The sequence below is a fragment of the Paenibacillus glycanilyticus genome, assembly GCF_051200795.1.
Classification (GTDB): domain Bacteria; phylum Bacillota; class Bacilli; order Paenibacillales; family Paenibacillaceae; genus Pristimantibacillus; species Pristimantibacillus glycanilyticus.
Window position 1 is genome coordinate 3,717,290 of the sequence record NZ_CP195155.1, and the last position, 17,946, is coordinate 3,735,235.

Consider the following 17,946-nt stretch of genomic DNA (forward strand, 5'->3'; position numbering starts at 1 on the left):
GCTTCTGTCTAGTTCGAAAGCCCCATTACACTGACATTCGCATAATTTCTTGATACGCATCAATGACTTTATTGCGAATTTGTGTTGTCAGCTGTAAGCTAAGCTCTGCTTTCTGAGTTGCGATGAGGACCTGTGAAACATCAACCTCGCCAATTAAGTATTTATCGTTTAACTTATGTACCTCTTTTTCCTGTGCATCCACGCTATTAAGTGCGCTCTCCAAGTATTGCCCGAAAGAATTCATCGACTCAGCAGGTGTTGTCTGCTGCTGCGGCTTCGCAGTTTCAAGCAGCTTGTTAACGGCTTGTGCGGGATTAAGTTGCAACGGTTGAATCATGCCCGTCCCTCCGTCATCGTTATTTTACTTTACTTCCCAATCTCCAGCGCCTTCGTAAACATGGCTTTAGACGCATTCAGAGCTGTTACATTGGCCTCGTATGAACGAGAAGCCGAAATCATGTCAACCATTTCTTTCGCCACATCAACGTTAGGCATATGGACATATCCGTCCGCGTCCGCGTCCGGGTGAGTTGGATTATAAACAAGCTTGGTAGGCGACTGATCCTCGATAATTCTAGTTGCCTTTACACCTTGTGCTCCGGAAGTCCCTTCAAGCTGCTTGTTCAGCAGATCGGAGAAAGAGGAGTTTTGCGTCATTGGTTCAAGTACGACCATTTTCCGTTTATACGGAACGAATTGGCCATTCACGTAACCGGCGCGGGTTGTTTCAGCATTCGCGATGTTTGAGGAAATAACGTCCATTCGCAAACGCTGTGCGGTTAGTGCGGAAGCACTGGCGTCGAAGCTGCTAGAAATTCTCACTTCCTGTTATCTCCCTTCAATGGCTGTCTTCATCATCTTCACGTCATGATTGATTTGCTGAATATAAAAATTGTAGCTGAGTTGATTTTTAGCGAGCAAAGACATCTCGCGGTCGATGTCGACGTTGTTCTCATTGTTATTCATTTCGGACAAGTTATCGGTCTGTGTCTGTGCGGTTGGTACTATTCCGCTGGTCCTGCCTATCGGAATATGACGCTCGTTCGTCCGCTTGCCCTGAAGGACGGTTTGTCCTCCCATCTCTTGACTGAGAAGCTCTTCAAACAAAACTTCCGAACGTTTGAAGTTTGGCGTGTCGACATTTGCGATGTTATTGGCTACGACCCCTTGTCGCAATTCTGCAGCCTTGAGCGCGCCTTCCAATCGCCCAAATGATGTGCCATTCAATAGATTCACGTTCCTGTGTCACCACTTTCAATTAGAAGATCTTAGTAAAGTATTCAACAGATTGCGAACCATTCCTTCTTTGTTCGACATTAAATTATGAAAAAAATGAGACGAAACTGTCGAGTTTTGCCGACATGATAATATTCAACAATTGTCCAAAATATTACAATAAGAAAAAAGCCCTATCTTTAATTTCAAGATAGGGCTTTTCGATGAATTTCCGATAGGATGGTAGTCCCAGGAAATTATTGCTTAATTTTTTCCAATTCCTGAAGCAGCTGGGTATTTAAAATTTTGATGTAGGTCCCTTTCATCCCCAGCGACCTAGTTTCAATAACGCCGGCGCTTTCCAGCTTGCGCAGGGCATTAACGATAACGGACCTTGTAATACCTACCCGATCCGCAATTTTGGAAGCAACAAGCAGGCCTTCTTTCCCTTCCAGCTGCTCGAAAATATGCTCTACTGCCTCGAGCTCGCTGAAGGATAGCGAGCCAATCGCAACCGAAACAACCGCACGGCTGCGCGCTTCCTGTTCAACCTCTTCTGCGCGTTCACGCAAAATTTCCATGCCGACAATTGTCGAACCGTATTCGGCCAGCACAAGATCGTCATCATCGAAGGAGCCGTTCGTGCGTGTCAGAACAAGCGTACCGAGACGGTCTCCTCCTCCTGTAATTGGTACTACAGTCATGATTTCTTGTTCCCCAAGCGCCGGGAAAGTCTCATAGACCCCCGTATCCGGAGCAACGTTTGTTACGGGTTCCTGCATGTCCAGAAATAGGCTGTTACTCACTTGCGGAAAGCGCAGCTCTTCTACAGACATCGAACGAAGCGTGTCATGATCATAAGGATTCACGGCTGCGCAGCCTAGAACCTTTCCTTTACGGCTGACCACAAACACGTTGGTCTGTATGGTACTGCACAATACCTCAGCCATCTCTCTGAAATTGAGCGCTTTGCCGGCTGCTCGCTGCAGCAGCCGGTTCAACGTTCTTGTTTTTGTAAGTAAAGTCATTCCAAAGCCTCCCAAAGCTCATCCCAACTACATTTCACTACAATATATATTGACTCAAATCGCGATTTTTCGCAATGCCTCCCACTTTTTCACGCACGTATTCGGGAGTTATGACCATATGGTCAAGGGTAATATCCGGTGCTTCGAAGGAGAGATCCTCAAGCAGCTTCTCCAATATGGTATGAAGTCTGCGGGCACCTATATTTTCGGTATTGCGATTTAAATCGGCTGCGATCGAAGCGATCTCTTTAATGGCATCGTCAGAAAATTCAATCGTAATACCTTCCGTTTGCAGAAGGGCTGCGTATTGTTTCGTTAAAGCGTTTTTCGGTTCGGTCAGAATGCTGACGAAATCCTCCAGGCTAAGCGACGTTAATTCCACCCGGATCGGGAAACGTCCCTGAAGCTCGGGAATCAGATCGGACGGCTTCGCTACATGGAAAGCACCCGCTGCGATAAACAAAACATAGTCCGTTTTTACCGGTCCGTATTTCGTCACGACCGTGGACCCTTCTACGATTGGAAGAATATCGCGCTGAACGCCTTCGCGGGACACATCGGGACCATTGCCTCTCGACGGACTTGCGATTTTATCAATCTCGTCGATGAAAATGATACCGGACTGCTCCGCGCGGGAGACGGACTCGGCAATGACGTCATCCATATTGATAAGCTTGTTGGCTTCTTCCTGAATGAGTACTTTGCGGGCTTCTTTAACAGGCAGTTTGCGCTTCTTGGTCTTCTTCGGCATGAATTGTCCCAGCATTTCCTGCATGTTCATTCCGCCTAGGCCATCCGGTCCTTGACCGCCAAGCATATCAAGCATCGTCGGGGTATTATCCTCAATCTCAACCTCTACGATTTCGTTCTCGAGTTTGCCAGCGGCCAAGTCATCACGCGCCTGCGAGCGTTTGGTGATAATAACGTTATCGTGTTCAGGCTCTTCGACCGTTTCCTTATTGTTTTGCTGATTGCCAAACAGCATTTCGAACGGGTTTTTGGATTGCTTCTCTTTTACTTTAGATGGGACAAGCAGCGTAACGAGCCGCTCATTAGCGAGCTTCTCCGCTTTATCCTGAACAGCCTCCGTCTTTTCTGCCTTTACCATCCGGATTGCCGTCTCTACCAGGTCCCGCACCATCGATTCTACATCACGGCCGACATAACCTACCTCGGTGAATTTGGTCGCTTCAACTTTAATAAAAGGAGCCTTGACCAATTTTGCCAGACGGCGCGCAATTTCCGTTTTGCCTACGCCGGTAGGACCAATCATCAGAATGTTTTTTGGAACAATCTCATCGCGAAGCGTCTCGTCGAGCATGCTTCTGCGATAGCGGTTACGGAGTGCAATGGCGACAGATCGTTTTGCGGGCTTTTGTCCCACAATATATTTATCGAGCTCTGCTACGATTTGACGAGGGGTAAAAGCTTGATTTACCATATGATATCTCCTCCGCTTCAACCAATTTCTTCTACAATAATATTATGATTCGTATAAACGCATATGTCGGCAGCCGTTTCCAGCGCTGCTTTTGCGATATCTTTTGCTTCCATATGGGGAGCATGCTTCTGCAGCGCTCTTGCGGCGGAAAGAGCATAGTTGCCGCCCGAGCCGATAGCCAAGATGCCGTCATCCGGCTCGATAATTTCCCCGTTACCGGAAATCAGAAGCAATCCGGTCTGATCCATAACCAGCATAAGCGCCTCGAGCTTGCGGAGAATGCGGTCGGTACGCCAGTCCTTTGCCAGCTCAACGGCAGCACGCTGAAGGTTTCCGTGATGCTCCTCCAGCTTTGCCTCAAACTTCTCGAATAACGTAATCGCATCGGCAACCGAACCGGCAAAGCCCGCAATGACTTGCCCGCGGTACAAACGACGAACTTTTTTCGCTTTATTTTTCATCACGACGCTGTTTCCAAAGGTTACCTGTCCATCTCCGGCAATTGCTCCTTTACCTTCGTGACGCACCGCGCAAATCGTGGTGGCGTGAAATTCCATCTCCATCTCTTCGCCCTCCTATAGCCCGCAGATTATTAACTTCAAGTGTATACGGTTGTGCTGCCCCTCAAGCGGAGCAGCAATCGACTGTTTATACGTTCAGATGATCGAAATGTTCCTTCTTGAAGCGCTCCAAGCTATCCAGCGCACGGTTCGCAATCGCTTCGTTCTTTTCCTTCTTGTTGCGGATCCGGTTCTCAAGCGGCGGGAACAAGCCAAAATTCGCGTTCATCGGTTGGAAATGCTTGAAGTCCGCCGTTGTAATGTAATGCGCCATGCTGCCCAGCGTTGTATCCTCCGGCAGTACGAGAGGTTCAAGACCGCGTGCCAGTCTCGCTGCGTTAAAGCCGGCAATCAGGCCGGAAGCAGCGGACTCCACATAACCTTCTACGCCCGTCATCTGACCGGCAAAGAATAGGGTGCTGCGGTTTTTGAGCTGGTAAGTCGGCTCCATGACCCGCGGCGAGTTAATAAAGGTATTGCGGTGCATAACCCCAAATCGCACGAATTCCGCATTCTCAAGGCCCGGGATCAAGGAGAATACCCTTTTCTGCTCGCCCCATTTCAAATGCGTTTGGAAGCCTACCATGTTATAGAGGGTTCCGGCCGCATTATCCTGGCGAAGCTGGATCACGGCATGCGGAAGTTTACCGGTATGCGGGTTAACAAGACCAACCGGCTTCATCGGTCCGAAGAGCACGGTTTGCTTGCCGCGGCTCGCCATTACTTCGATCGGCATGCAGCCTTCGAAATAAACTTCCTTCTCGAAATCTTTTAACGCAGCGGTCTCCGCTGTCGTCAGCGCCTCGTGGAAAATCTCGAATTCTTCTTCAGTCATCGGGCAATTCAGATATGCCGCTTCGCCTTTGTCGTAACGGGATGCCAGATAGACCTTGCTCATATCAATGGAGTCTTTCTCGATGATCGGAGCTGCCGCATCATAGAAGTAGAAATATTCTTCGCCAAGCAAGGTACGGATCTTCTCAGACAGAGCAGGCGCAGTAAGGGGGCCCGTTGCGATGACAACAATGCTGTCTTCCGGAATGTCCGTTACTTCTTCCGTGCGCACCTCTACAAGCGGATGTTCATGAAGAAGACGCGTTACTTCCCCGGAAAAACCGTCGCGGTCAACGGCAAGCGCTCCGCCTGCAGGTACGGCGTGACGATCCGCGCTGCCGAGAATAAGAGAGTTCAGGCGGCGCATTTCTTCTTTCAGCACGCCTACGGCGTTAGCAAGGCCATTGGCGCGCAAGCTGTTGCTGCACACGAGCTCCGCAAAGTTTTTAGTATGATGGGCAGGCGTTTTGGTCTCTGGACGCATCTCGTACAAAATGACGGGTACGCCTTGGGATGCGATCTGCCAAGCTGCCTCGCTTCCTGCTAGACCTGCTCCGATTACGATGACTGGTTGTTGAACTGACAATGTAAAGACCTCCAATATATGCTAACACGGCAGTGAAAACACAGCTGTCCTCCCTGCGTAAGGGAGGACTGTCGTGTGGCCGCATCTGTTTCTTTAGTTTAGGCTTGTTCTTGCTCGTCTTCGGTGATTTCTTCCGAATAATCGCAATTCGGACATTGCAGCTTCGCGCCGCTGCGGTTGCGTTTCTCGACAAGCATCGAATCGCAATTCGGACAAGGCTTGTTTGTCGGCTTATCCCAGGACACGTAGTCGCAGGTCGGATAAGTATCGCAGCCATAGAAAATCCGTCCTTTTTTGCTGCGTCGCTCGATGATTTTGCCCTCGCCGCATTTCGGGCAAGTTACGCCGATATCCTTGACGATTGGCTTCGTGTTACGGCAGTCCGGGAAGCCGGAGCAGGCAAGGAACTTGCCGAAGCGCCCCATCTTGAACACCATATGGCGGCCGCATTTCTCGCAGATTTCATCCGAAACCTCATCTTGAATCTCGACTTCCTTCATTTCTTCCTCGGCGACTTCAAGCCGCTTCTCGAAAGATTCGTAGAAGTTAGAAAGGACTTTAACCCAGTCCTCCACCCCATCCTCTACATGGTCAAGATCCGTCTCCATCTTCGCCGTAAACTCGGAATCCAGAATTTCCGGGAAAAATTCCTCCATCATCTGATTGACCAGGTCGCCCAGCTCGGTTGGAATGAATTTCTTTTCTTCGATCGCTACGTATCCGCGTTTCTGGATCGTTTCCAGCGTCGGCGCGTACGTACTTGGACGTCCTATGCCAAGCTCCTCCAGCGTCTTAACCAATCTTGCTTCGGAATAACGCGGCGGCGGTTGGGTGAAATGCTGCTTCGGTTCGATGGAATCCGAGTTCACGACATCACCGATTGCAAAAGGCGGCAGGAATTTATGTTCTTCCTCCGTGCCGTCGTCATTGCCCTCCACGTAAACCTTCATGAAGCCGGCAAACTTGATCTTCGAACCGCTCGCACGGAAAGTGACGTCGCCGGAAGCAAGGTCTACCGTCATCGTATCAAGCACGGCGGAAGCCATCTGGCTGGATACGAAACGTTCCCATACCAGCTTATACAAGCGAAGCTGATCCCGCGAAAGGAACGGCTTCATCGATTCCGGGTCGCGGAGCGTCGATGTCGGCCGGATCGCTTCATGGGCGTCCTGCGCATTGCTGTTTTTCTTCGTGTAGACGCGCGGCTGCTCCGGATAGAACGACGGACCGTATTTTCCTTCAATATACTCCTTCGCTTCTTCCTGGGCAACCGGTGAGATCCTTGTCGAGTCCGTTCTCATATAGGTAATGAGACCGACAGTCCCTTCCTTGCCTAGCTCAACGCCTTCATACAGCTGTTGGGCCACGGACATCGTCTTGGAAGCACGGAATCCAAGCTTTCGTGCTGCCTCCTGCTGCAAGGAGCTCGTAATGAACGGCGGAGCCGGGTTGCGAAGACGTTCTTTCTCTTTTACTTCGGCTACCTTGAACTGATTGCCAGACAAGGCTGCAAGAATCGCCTGCATCTCCTCTTCGTTGTGGAGTTCCCGCTTCTCGCCCTTAATGGAATGGTATTTTGCTTCAAACGGAACGCCTTGCTGGGTAAGCTTTGCCGTGATGGACCAGTACTCCTCCGGAACAAATGCGTCAATCTCGTTCTCCCGGTCGATAATCAGCTTCACGCATACGGATTGTACGCGTCCCGCGGACAAGCCCTTCTTAACCTTCTTCCACAACAGCGGACTAATCTTGTAACCGACAAGGCGGTCAAGAATACGTCTGGCCTGCTGGGCATTCACAAGATCCATATTGATCTTGCGAGGCGTTTTGAAAGCATCCTTAACGGCTTGCTTCGTTATTTCATTAAATACGACACGGCAGGTATCCGACTCGTTCAGCTCCAGATAATGAGCCAGATGCCATGCGATCGCTTCTCCTTCGCGATCGGGGTCGGCTGCGAGAAAGACGTGTTTAACCTTTTTGCTGGCGTCCTTCAACTCTTTTAATACGCTGCCCTTGCCTCGGATCGTAATATATTTCGGCTGGAAGCCGTTTTCCACTTCGACGCCAGTCTGACTTTTTGGCAAATCGCGAATATGGCCCATCGATGCTTTAACGATATATTTGCTGCCCAAATATTTGCCGATCGTTTTTGCTTTGGCCGGTGATTCTACGATTACTAATGAATCTGCCACATTAGGCGCCCCCTCTCTCCCTACATGTTACAACGCTATATAAACTGCCCCTGGCTGTTGTTCGATTTTCCGTTTTATACATAAATTTATCAGAAGTGCGCTTAAATGTCCAAAAGGGATCATCGTAAGCTGGTGCAATTCGTTAATTGTAAGCGGACGATCGCGCAGTAAATCGATTATTTTCTGCTCCTCGGCATTCATGCTTGCCGCGGCGACGGCCGCTTGTTTAGGCTTTGTCAGTGCCGAAAGCTTCTCTTCAAGCCAGCTGTATTCCTCGAGAATATGGTCGGCGCTGCTGACCAGCTTCGCTCCTTCGCGGATCAGACTGTTAGGCCCTTCGCTCTTGGGCGATGAGATCGGTCCGGGTACAGCAAATACATCACGCCCCATTTCGAGCGCCTGGTCTGCCGTAATAAGCGATCCGCTTCCCTTCGCTGCTTCCACAACGATCGTCCCCAGCGATAAACCCGCTATGATCCGGTTGCGTAGCGGAAACATTCCCGGATGAAGCGGCGAGCCAACCGGAGATTCCGACAGAATTAGCCCTTCCCGTATAATTTCCTGGTAGAGCGATCGGTTCTCGGGCGGATAACAAAGATCAACCGGACTAGCCAGTACGGCAATCGTGCTTCCATGGCCCCGCAAAGCCGCTTCATGCGCTTTGCTGTCAATCCCCCTGGCAAGACCGCTCACGACGGTCAAACCACGCCTAGAAAGCTCCTCAGACAGCGCTAACGCGGTATGCCTGCCATAGGCGCTGGGATTTCTGGTTCCTACCATTGCAATCGAAGGTCTCTTCAAGAGCTCAACGTTCCCAAGAGCATACAGCACCCATGGCGGCTGCGGTATCCGTCGAAGCTCTTCCGGATATGCCTCGTCATACGGAGTGATCACTGCTGCACCAAGCGCCTGAGCCCGGAGATAAGGCGACTCTGGCCAATCAAAAGGATCTTGCCATCGTCTGGCCGCAGCCTCTGCTTGCGCCCGTCCAAAACCGATTGCCGTCCAATCGAAAGCGCTATTGCCATCCAGGCGCTCCCAAGCTTTATGGGCAACCGCTTTCTGAACGGTATGCCATCCTATGCCCGAACATTCGTGGAGCATGATAACCATCTGCTTACATTTATCAACGTTTAGCGTCATTCTTGCCGCCCTCTCCTCTGGGGAGGTCAGCCTGCATTCTTTCCTATTGTGCGTTACATGGCAAAAGAATGCAAGTCAACCCGAAATTTTATGAAAAAAAAAGCAACCTTTCAAGCCCAAAACGGGCATTGAAAGGTTGCTTACCTTTACTGCTTCATTAATATGCTATTAAACGATTAGGCTTGAGCAACGCCAGTTGTGCATTTCTCAAGCAGGCCTTTTTCTTCAAGGACCGATACGAGCGTCGAGCCCATGTCGGAAGGCGTTGGAGCAACTTTGATTCCGCACGCTTCCAAAGTAGCGATTTTCTCAGCAGCCGTACCTTTGCCGCCGGAAATAATAGCGCCCGCATGACCCATACGTTTGCCCGGAGGAGCTGTAGCGCCGCCTATGAAGCCGACAACCGGTTTCTTCATGTTCGCTTTGATCCACTCAGCAGCTTCTTCCTCTGCTGTACCGCCGATCTCGCCGATCATGATTACCGCGTAAGTGTCCGGATCTTCATTGAAACGGCTCAAGATATCAATAAACTCGGAGCCTTTAACCGGGTCGCCGCCGATACCTACTGCGGACGATTGACCGATACCGCGAGTGGAAAGCTGGTGAACCGCTTCGTAAGTCAGAGTTCCCGAGCGGGAAACAACGCCTACATGGCCTTTTGTGTGGATGTAACCCGGCATAATGCCGATTTTGCACTCGTCAGGAGTAATAACGCCTGGGCAGTTAGGACCGATCAGAGTCGTTTTGCTGCCTTCCATGTAGCGTTTTACTTTAACCATATCAAGTACTGGAATTCCTTCCGTAATACAGATAACCAGATCAAGGCCAGCATCTACCGCTTCCATGATCGAGTCTGCTGCGAATGCAGGCGGCACATAGATAACCGAAGCTGTTGCGCCAGTAGCTGCTACCGCTTGTTCAACTGTATTGAATACTGGAAGAGATACAACGTTGCCGTTTTCCAGTGTGATATCGACGTTAGTGCCGCCTTTACCAGGAGTTACGCCGCCTACCATTTGCGTACCGTAGTCCAATGCGCCTTTCGCATGGAACAAGCCAGTTGCGCCTGTAATCCCTTGAGTGATTACTTTTGTATCTTTGTTAACCAAAATACTCATCGAATTTCACATCCCCGTTAATAAATTCGTACTATTTGACGAGATTAACGATTTTTTGTGCGCCGTCTGCCATGGAGTCAGCCGCAACAATGTTTAATCCCGATTCGTTCAACATTTTTTTGCCAAGCTCAACGTTAGTACCTTCCAGTCTTACAACGAGCGGACGGTCCAGGCCAAGCTCTTTCGCAGCTGCGATAACGCCATCAGCGATAACATCGCAACGCATAATGCCGCCGAAGATATTAACGAAGATACCTTTTACGTTCTCGTCGGACAGAATGATTTTGAACGCTTCAGTTACTTTCTCTTTTGTAGCGCCGCCCCCTACGTCAAGGAAGTTGGCAGGGTCGCCGCCGTAGTATTTGATGATGTCCATTGTAGCCATCGCAAGACCAGCGCCGTTAACCATACAGCCGATGTTGCCATCAAGCGCGATGTAGCTCAGGTCATATTTCGATGCTTCGATTTCTTTCGCATCTTCTTCTTCCAGGTCGCGCAGCGCCACGATATCTTTGTGACGGTACAGAGCGTTGGAGTCGAAATTCAGCTTCGCGTCAAGCGCCATAACGTTGCCGTCGCCGGTAACAACAAGCGGGTTGATCTCAGCGATGGAGCAATCTTTATCAACGAATGCATTGTACAGAGCGATCATGAATTTAACCGCTTTGTTAACAAGCTCGCCAGGAATGTTGATTGCGTAAGCAAGCTTGCGCGCTTGGAATACTTGCAGACCGATTGCCGGGTCAATGACTTCTTTGATGATTTTCTCAGGCGAATGAGCTGCTACTTCTTCAATCTCCGTGCCGCCTTCTTCGGAAGCCATCATGGTTACGCGGCCAGTGCCACGGTCGATAACAACGCCTACATAGTATTCTTTCTTGATGTCGCAGCCTTGCTCGATAAGAAGACGTTTAACTTCTTTACCTTCCGGGCCTGTTTGATGAGTAACGAGCACTTTGCCAAGAATTTCGCTGGCATACGCACGAACTTCATCGATGTTTTTCGCTACTTTAACGCCGCCCGCTTTACCGCGGCCGCCAGCGTGAATTTGCGCTTTTACTACTACCACTGGGGTGCCCAGTGCTTGCGCAGCTTCTACCGCTTCGTCAACGGAGAAAGCTACCTTTCCTTCTGGAACAGCAACGCCGTACTGTTTCAGGACCTCTTTGCCTTGATACTCATGGATATTCATTGTTAGAAATCCTCCATTTCACAGACTCAACTTCAGTCATATGTACACAAACCTTAATCATTGTAGCATTATTTATGCCATATTTCGACCCTTCGGGTTTCGGTTTTTTGATATGGATTTGATCTCAAAATGAGATTAAATCACCGACGGACTCCTGTAGTATGCCCTAATTTCTTGAAGAATTCATACTTGTTTTTCCAATATTGACAGACTTGTCTTTTTTACACTATGATGGCTTTAACGATAACTTTATATAATGAGATTCGGACGTAAGGAAGCACCTTCATCCTATTTTTGGAGGTGCTTTTTTTGTGTTCAGTTTAATGCATAGCAGCAGCGTTCTTGGAGTTGAAGGTAAAGAAATTTCCGTGGAAGTCGATATAGCCAACGGTTTGCCGCAAGTCAGTGTCGTTGGACTGCCCGACCCCGCCGTCAGGGAATCTGTAGAAAGGGTCCGCGCAGCGATTAAGAACAGCGGATTCGCTTTCCCGCTGGAACGCATTACCGTCAATCTGGCTCCGGCGGATTTGCGCAAGGAAGGCACCGCCTTCGATCTTGCGATTGCGGCGGGTATTCTGACCGCGAGCGGTCAACTTGAAGCGAAGCCTTTCGAGCAATCGATGCTGATTGGAGAATTGTCCTTGAACGGCGATATCCGTCCCGTGCCCGGCGTTTTGGCCATGATCGAGCAAGCCAAGCGGTCCGGCATCCGCAAGGTGCTGCTGCCTCTGGCAAATGCCAAGGAAGCCGCTTGGATAACGGAGATGGAGCTGTACGCGGTAACCCATCTCAAAGAGCTTCTAACCCAGCATAAGGGCTCTGAAGCTTGGTCCGACATCCGGTTTGACGCCGCTGCCAGCAGGCAGCTTGCTTCTGCCGCCGCGGCTGATGAGCATGCGGTTGATATAGGGGATTACAGCGATGTATACGGGCAGCAGCAGGCCAAGCGCGCATTGTTAATTGCCGCAGCGGGGAAACACAACATCTTGTTCGCGGGCCCGCCCGGAACCGGCAAAACCATGATGATCCGCCGACTCCCCGGCATCCTGCCTCCTCTTACCGAAGAAGAAGCGCTGGAAGTGACCAAGATTTACAGCGCCGCAGGCAAGCTGTCTACCGATGCTAAAGGTCTGATCAGGATCGCTCCCTTCCGCTCGCCGCATCACACGATATCGGCCGGAGGGCTCATAGGCGGCGGTTCGGTGCCGAAGCCCGGCGAGGTCACCCTCGCCCATCATGGCGTGCTTTATCTGGACGAGCTTCCGGAGTTCTCCCGAACCGTACTTGAAGTATTGCGTCAACCGTTGGAGGACGGGATCGTCACCATAGCAAGGTCAAGAGCCGTATTTCATTTTCCGGCCAGGCTTATGCTGGCTGTCTCCTTTAATCCTTGCCCATGCGGGTATGCTGGCCATGAAACGGCCGAGAAACGATGCAGTTGCAGCGATTCCGCGATTGCCAAATACAAAAGCAAGATGTCCGGCCCCCTTCTTGACCGGATCGATATCCAGCTCGAGGTTCCCAGGCCGATTGAAAGGGAAGGCGATGCGGAAATCCCTGCCGAAATGAGTTCTTCCCGGATGAGGCAGCTTGTGCTTGAGGCACGGACAAGAAAAGAAAGACGGGATGAAGAGCTCGGGCTCAAACCTGGAGCACGGCTGTCCGGAACATCGCTGAGGCGCTCTATTTTAATGAAGAAGGAAGCATTTGAGTTGCTTGATCATGCGCTTACGGTGCTGAATATAAGCATGCGAGCGTATGACCGTATTTTACGGCTGGCGAGAACCATCGCGGATGTGGAAGGCAGTGACTGCGTGGAGGATGTGCATGTGGCGGAAGCGATTCAATACCGGAGACTTGATATATAAAAGCAAAAAGCGGCTTTCTACCGGTTAGAAAGCCGCTTTTACATGTTTAATTTCGCCGATGGAGTCATCGCGGTTCATGGTGACAGCAATGACGTCAAACCGCATGGGAGGATAGGTTAAATGTCTCATTCGCAAATACACCTGGGCGACAAGCGCCACCTGCTGCTGCTTGCGCCGGTCTACGGATTCGGCCGCCGTCCCGAATCGACCTCCCGCTCTTCTTGTTCTTACTTCGACAAAAACAAGCGTATCATCGATGGTTGCGATAATATCGATTTCTCCGGATCGGCAGCGCCAATTCCTCTCAATGACGGTATATCCGCCGTTCTCGAGATATTGGCAAGCGGCCGTTTCGCCGGCCAGCCCGGTTTGCCTTCTGCGGTCCTCACTCATCCAAATCCCTCGCTCTCTGATCGGAACGATAAACAAAGCTCAGGATCTCGGCGACCAGCGTATAAAGCTCGGGCGGTATCGATTGATCGACATCCAGCTTGGACAATACTTCCACAAGCGAAGAGTCCTGCTGCACCGGCACTTGATGCTCTGCCGCCTGCTCCAATATTTGCTCCGCCAAATAACCTCTCCCTTTGGCGGTTACGACCGGCGCTTTGTGCACGCCGGGCTCATATTTCAACGCTACGGCCTTTTTAACCGTCCTCTTCTCTTTACCGTTCTTCTGTTCCGAACTCATGCCCGTATGTCGACTCCTTTATAACGCGTGTTCACGAATTGAGCCGGATCCGGCATGATCCGTTTAACCCCTTCTCCCTCATCGCTATCCGCTCTTGTTGGAGTAGCGCGAAGGGATAGGAGCTGATAGCCCGCCTGATTAAGACTTGCCGATATTTCATTGCGGGAGGAATCTACAAGCGCAGCTATTGCAGGATGATCGTTCCATAACGTCAAGCTGACGATTTTGTCCATGACATTCACGTCAACCAAGGTAGGTCCTAACGTCTTCATCGACAAATCGAACAACAAACGGCAATTCTCAGCGTCCAGCTGGCCTTGCCGCCCTCTTCTCGTCTGAATATGAACGGAAGCGGTCTGATTCCCATCCGGACCGGTAAGCGGCACAAACATCGTCAGATGGGAGAAAACGGCTCCGTTTCGTTCCGGGGATAACAGCAGCTGCTGTCCCGTTATCTGCTGGACGAGCTGTTGCGCGGTCTCGCGCAAAGCAGGCGGTGCGTCGCTGGATGCGGCAATGGCAAGCAGCGTACTCTTTAGCGATTCCTGCGCTGCAGGCTTCGCATCATCCGCGCTCACCTTGTCCGGCGACAGCTGTTGCGGTGTCGCTAGCAACTCCCGGGATCGCTCGGGATGGACCGTTCTCTGCTCTTTGTCGAGAGGCGCGGCTGCGTCAGGCTGGTCCGGCTGTTGCCCTGCCGCTTGCTGCGCATTCGAGCTTTGACGCGTCTCCTGGCGACCTTCTGCCTGCTGTTGGCGTGTTAGCGCATCCGCAGAGCCCTGTGGACTGCGTGCAGCGATTGGCTCGTCTGTAACCCCGCTGTCGTTGCCATTGCCGCTGACCACCATTGAAGCATCCTGCTCCTGAGGCTGAACAGCCCATTGAGCGGGCGGGACCGGCAATTGCTTCGACAATTGATTCTCATAGTCGACGCCCATCCATTTCATCATCTGGCCCAGCCAGTTGCCGGATGAGGCTGTGCTGCCGCCCGTGGCCGCGCCATGCCCCGCGGACTCCGCCGCGGACGCTTGCGCTGCCGCAGCAGGCGCGGCGTGGCCGCCCGCGCCCGTGCCTTCGGCGCGCTGCGCAGCTGCCGCGAGCGGCTCCGCCGTGGCCGCGGCGCTCTGCAGCGCTGCGCCTTCGGCGAGCAGCGCCGCCAGCCGCGCGGCCAGCTGCGGCAGCGCCTGCGGCGTGCTGCCGCCTGCGCGCGGCGCGGCTGCGCCCGCGTCACCATCGCCGGATGCTTCGCCGGCGATGGCAGCAAGCTGCTGCTGCAGCGAATCCAGCAGTTCGTGCGCGGGACGCCCGAACATGACCTGCTGCAGAGCTCCAATCGTGCCGCCGGACATCGGCAGCCCGCGCTTCAAACCCGCCGCCGCCGCTTGCATCCACTGCTCGGGATCCGCACCTTGCGGCATGGTCTCGGTTGCCGCTTTAAGCGCCGCAAAGGTGTCACGGCTCATCGTCACGCCGTCTTTTCTAAGCTCCTTCAAAATGTTGCCCGCCCACTCCTGGTCAGGCAGGCCGCTTTGCTTCAGCCAATCCTTCAGGGCATCTTCAAGGCCCGCCTGATTCTCCACCTGCTTCAGCACTAGCAATCCGCCAGCCGATTGCGGCTGCACCTGCAGCATCGCGAACTTCCCCGGCTCAAGCGGCAGCTCGAGAAACGCCCGAACCTGTACGCCGTTAATTTGGACCGTTGCTTCGTTATTTTCTAACAGCTGCAGAACGACTCCTCGGACAACCTGCCCCGGCTTTAACTCCAGCTTTCGGGTATCCCCGCTGCCGGACGACTCGCCCAATAACCCTCTTACCAACTGTCCAATATTCATTTGGTCACCTTCTTCCGCTGTCGCATAAGCTTGAAACGACACAACGCGCAATTTGTTACCCTATTTATCGGTAGATGACCGCTTCTTCTGAAGAACAATACAATGACTTTCTGAATGGTCCTGCCTCTAAATTATTCTAAGCACTCTGCCGAGCTCTAATAAAGCCTCATAAGGGTCTCCTTCAAGGCCAAGCAATTGGGCAAATGCAGGCTCCGTCTTGATCCCTTGGGACTTCAACCGGATTACCCGAGCCCTCAAATCCGGATTTCTCTTCAATAGCTCCGCTTCTACAACCATATGAAGATACGCGTGTTGCTTGGTCACCGGAACCGGTTGTCCAAACAGCTCAAACTCGAAGCCCTCGTATCGAAAATTCGCTTTATAAACCGGCAAATCCCTTATTCGCTTTTCTTTCCAGCGGAAATCCTCATGCTGCCCGTATAGCAAAGCTACGCGTTCCCTAAAGCTTTCAACATTATATACCTCCATTGCAATGTCCAGATCCGAGCCTTCCACATCAATGGCGATTGGTATCGTACCGCACAATAAAGGCGTGTATGCCGCCAAGTCGCGCATAATGCCAAGCCTGTCGACAACCTCGTACGCGCGTTGATTAACTTTCCCTTTATCCGTCAAGCGCTCCGCCCTTCCCCTTTCCCGAAAAAAAAGACAACGTATCGCTCCGTTACAAGCAGTACGCTGTCTTTCTAACACAATATTAAGGAAATTATTTAAAATAGCTGTTGTTGTTCCACGAAAATTTTACCCAGGAAAGACTTGCGGTGAAGCGGACTTGCTCCGTATTCGAGCAGCCGTTCCCGGTGCAGCTTGGTCGCATAGCCTTTATGTATCGCAATTCCGTATTCCGGATATAGCTGCTCCCATTCTTTCTCGCACAACCGGTCTCTTGTCACCTTCGCGATGATCGAGGCGGCAGCAATCGACTGACTGGTGGCATCCCCTTTTATGATCGCAAGCTGAGGCTTCGGAAGATCCACCTTTTCCGCATCAACCAGTAAGTAATCCGGTTCCGTTTGCAGCGACTCCAGCGCAATCTTCATCGCAAGCCTTGCAGCCTGCTTGATGTTGATCCGGTCAATCGTCTCCGCATCCACGAGGGCCGCAGCCCACGCAATGCTTTTGTCAACGATGATGTCGTAGAGCTCGTTCCGCTTTTTCTCCGACAGCTTCTTGGAGTCGTTAACCCCTTCAAGCACAAGATGAGGCGGTAAAATAACCGCTGCGGCAACAACGTCGCCAAACAGGCAGCCTCTGCCTACCTCATCCACGCCGGCAATGGCGGAATATCCCTCGGCCCATAGCCGTTCTTCGTATTCCAGCACGTCTGTTATTCCCCCGGTCTGCCCGCAGCCGCAGGAAACGGTGCTTCCAGCGTTATGCGGCCAAGGTTGCCTGAACGAAGCTCCCGCAAAATAATGCCGGATACTTTCTCCAGATCCACTTGTCCTCCGCTTACGAGGCAGCCTCTGCGGCGGCCGATGTCTTCCATAATCCTTACTATTTCATCCGACTCGGAAGGATCGGTTGGAGCCTTATCCAGCTTAAAACGCTCCTGCAGCGCCGGCCAATAGCGTTCGGCAAGCTCGCGAACCGCGAAAAACGCGATATCCTCCACGTTCAGGATCTGCTCTCTGATCGCACCCGTCATTGCCAGACGGTAGCCAACCAGCTCATCCTCGAACTTAGGCCACAGGATGCCCGGCGTATCCAGAAGATCCATGTCGAATGTTGTTTTAATCCATTGCTGGCCTTTCGTAACGCCCGGCTTATCGCCGGTAATCGCGATATTGCGTCCTGCCAGGCGGTTAATCAATGTCGACTTCCCGACATTAGGGATCCCGACGATCAGCCCCCGAACGGCGCGGGGATTCATCCCTTTTGCCAGCTGACGGGCGATCTTCTCCTGCAATATTTCCTTCGCCTTCACCGGAATATCTCCGACGCGCGTTCCTGTCGACGAATCGACGGCTACCGTTTCATGACCTTCGTATTTGAAATAGTCGATCCATTGCTCCGTCACCCTCGGATCGGCTAAATCCGACTTGTTCAAAACAATCAGCCGCGGCTTGCCGCCTAGTATCTCATCAACCATAGGGTTGCGGCTGGAAAGCGGAATACGCGCATCCAATAGCTCAATGGCAATATCGATTAGTTTAAGCTTCTCTTGAATTTGCCGTTTTGCCCGGGTCATATGACCGGGAAACCATTGAATGGTCATTTCC

The 17,946-nt window shown here is 51.8% G+C and carries 18 protein-coding genes; 1 reads left to right on the plus strand and 17 read right to left on the minus strand.

Going from position 1 to position 17,946, the window contains the following annotated elements; all coding sequences use genetic code 11:
- Positions 1–25 precede the first annotated feature (25 nt).
- From fliE to sucC, 11 genes are all read right to left on the minus strand, one after another.
- Complete coding sequence (gene fliE / locus ACR9FF_RS17175; RefSeq protein ID WP_336786026.1) at positions 26–337, minus strand: flagellar hook-basal body complex protein FliE; 312 nt, start codon at positions 335–337, stop codon at positions 26–28.
- Positions 338–366: 29 nt separating this feature from the next.
- Positions 367–822 carry a flagellar basal body rod protein FlgC gene (flgC, locus tag ACR9FF_RS17180; RefSeq protein WP_015845034.1) on the minus strand — a complete coding sequence of 152 codons (456 nt, stop codon included), beginning with the start codon at positions 820–822 and terminating at the stop codon, positions 367–369.
- 6 nt (positions 823–828) lie between these two features.
- Positions 829–1,236 (minus strand): flagellar basal body rod protein FlgB, encoded by a 408-nt coding sequence (flgB, locus tag ACR9FF_RS17185; RefSeq protein ID WP_201000557.1) that lies wholly within the window; start codon positions 1,234–1,236, stop codon positions 829–831.
- A gap of 236 nt (positions 1,237–1,472) precedes the next feature.
- Positions 1,473–2,243, minus strand: coding sequence for a GTP-sensing pleiotropic transcriptional regulator CodY (gene codY / locus ACR9FF_RS17190; protein WP_127495836.1), 771 nt, complete (start codon positions 2,241–2,243; stop codon positions 1,473–1,475).
- 37 nt (positions 2,244–2,280) lie between these two features.
- Positions 2,281–3,684, minus strand: coding sequence for an ATP-dependent protease ATPase subunit HslU (hslU, locus tag ACR9FF_RS17195; protein ID WP_435163225.1), 1,404 nt, complete (start codon positions 3,682–3,684; stop codon positions 2,281–2,283).
- A 17-nt stretch (positions 3,685–3,701) separates the two neighbouring features.
- A complete protein-coding gene (gene hslV, locus ACR9FF_RS17200) occupies positions 3,702–4,247 on the minus strand; it encodes an ATP-dependent protease subunit HslV (protein WP_127495838.1) in 546 nt (181 codons plus the stop codon).
- A gap of 85 nt (positions 4,248–4,332) precedes the next feature.
- Positions 4,333–5,664 (minus strand): FADH(2)-oxidizing methylenetetrahydrofolate--tRNA-(uracil(54)-C(5))-methyltransferase TrmFO, encoded by a 1,332-nt coding sequence (gene trmFO, locus ACR9FF_RS17205; protein ID WP_127495839.1) that lies wholly within the window; start codon positions 5,662–5,664, stop codon positions 4,333–4,335.
- A 98-nt stretch (positions 5,665–5,762) separates the two neighbouring features.
- Positions 5,763–7,859, minus strand: coding sequence for a type I DNA topoisomerase (gene topA / locus ACR9FF_RS17210; protein ID WP_127495840.1), 2,097 nt, complete (start codon positions 7,857–7,859; stop codon positions 5,763–5,765).
- A 27-nt stretch (positions 7,860–7,886) separates the two neighbouring features.
- Positions 7,887–9,002 carry a DNA-processing protein DprA gene (dprA, locus tag ACR9FF_RS17215; protein WP_435163228.1) on the minus strand — a complete coding sequence of 372 codons (1,116 nt, stop codon included), beginning with the start codon at positions 9,000–9,002 and terminating at the stop codon, positions 7,887–7,889.
- 176 nt (positions 9,003–9,178) lie between these two features.
- Complete coding sequence (gene sucD, locus ACR9FF_RS17220; protein ID WP_248756814.1) at positions 9,179–10,120, minus strand: succinate--CoA ligase subunit alpha; 942 nt, start codon at positions 10,118–10,120, stop codon at positions 9,179–9,181.
- A gap of 31 nt (positions 10,121–10,151) precedes the next feature.
- On the minus strand, positions 10,152–11,312 hold the full coding sequence (gene sucC / locus ACR9FF_RS17225) for an ADP-forming succinate--CoA ligase subunit beta (RefSeq protein ID WP_127495843.1): 1,161 nt from the start codon (positions 11,310–11,312) through the stop codon (positions 10,152–10,154).
- Between the two features lie 311 nt (positions 11,313–11,623).
- Between sucC and ACR9FF_RS17230 the strand changes: the two genes are divergently transcribed.
- Positions 11,624–13,180 (plus strand): YifB family Mg chelatase-like AAA ATPase, encoded by a 1,557-nt coding sequence (locus ACR9FF_RS17230; protein ID WP_435163230.1) that lies wholly within the window; start codon positions 11,624–11,626, stop codon positions 13,178–13,180.
- A 24-nt stretch (positions 13,181–13,204) separates the two neighbouring features.
- Here ACR9FF_RS17230 and ACR9FF_RS17235 read toward each other — a convergent pair whose 3' ends face one another.
- From ACR9FF_RS17235 to ylqF, 6 genes are all read right to left on the minus strand, one after another.
- Positions 13,205–13,573, minus strand: a complete 369-nt coding sequence (locus tag ACR9FF_RS17235) for a YraN family protein (protein WP_435163232.1) — start codon at positions 13,571–13,573, stop codon at positions 13,205–13,207.
- Positions 13,566–13,871: an EscU/YscU/HrcU family type III secretion system export apparatus switch protein gene (locus ACR9FF_RS17240; RefSeq protein WP_127495846.1), complete on the minus strand. Its 306-nt coding sequence runs from the start codon at positions 13,869–13,871 to the stop codon at positions 13,566–13,568. Before ACR9FF_RS17240 ends, ACR9FF_RS17235 begins: the two co-directional genes overlap by 8 nt.
- Positions 13,868–15,703, minus strand: a complete 1,836-nt coding sequence (locus ACR9FF_RS17245; RefSeq protein WP_435163234.1) for a hypothetical protein — start codon at positions 15,701–15,703, stop codon at positions 13,868–13,870. The genes ACR9FF_RS17240 and ACR9FF_RS17245 overlap by 4 nt, the downstream gene beginning before the upstream one ends.
- Positions 15,704–15,829: 126 nt before the next feature.
- Positions 15,830–16,339 (minus strand): DUF4269 domain-containing protein, encoded by a 510-nt coding sequence (locus ACR9FF_RS17250; RefSeq protein ID WP_435163236.1) that lies wholly within the window; start codon positions 16,337–16,339, stop codon positions 15,830–15,832.
- Between the two features lie 95 nt (positions 16,340–16,434).
- A complete protein-coding gene (locus tag ACR9FF_RS17255) occupies positions 16,435–17,046 on the minus strand; it encodes a ribonuclease HII (RefSeq protein WP_435163238.1) in 612 nt (203 codons plus the stop codon).
- Positions 17,047–17,051: 5 nt separating this feature from the next.
- Positions 17,052–17,942: a ribosome biogenesis GTPase YlqF gene (gene ylqF / locus ACR9FF_RS17260; protein WP_435163240.1), complete on the minus strand. Its 891-nt coding sequence runs from the start codon at positions 17,940–17,942 to the stop codon at positions 17,052–17,054.
- Positions 17,943–17,946: the final 4 nt, after the last annotated feature.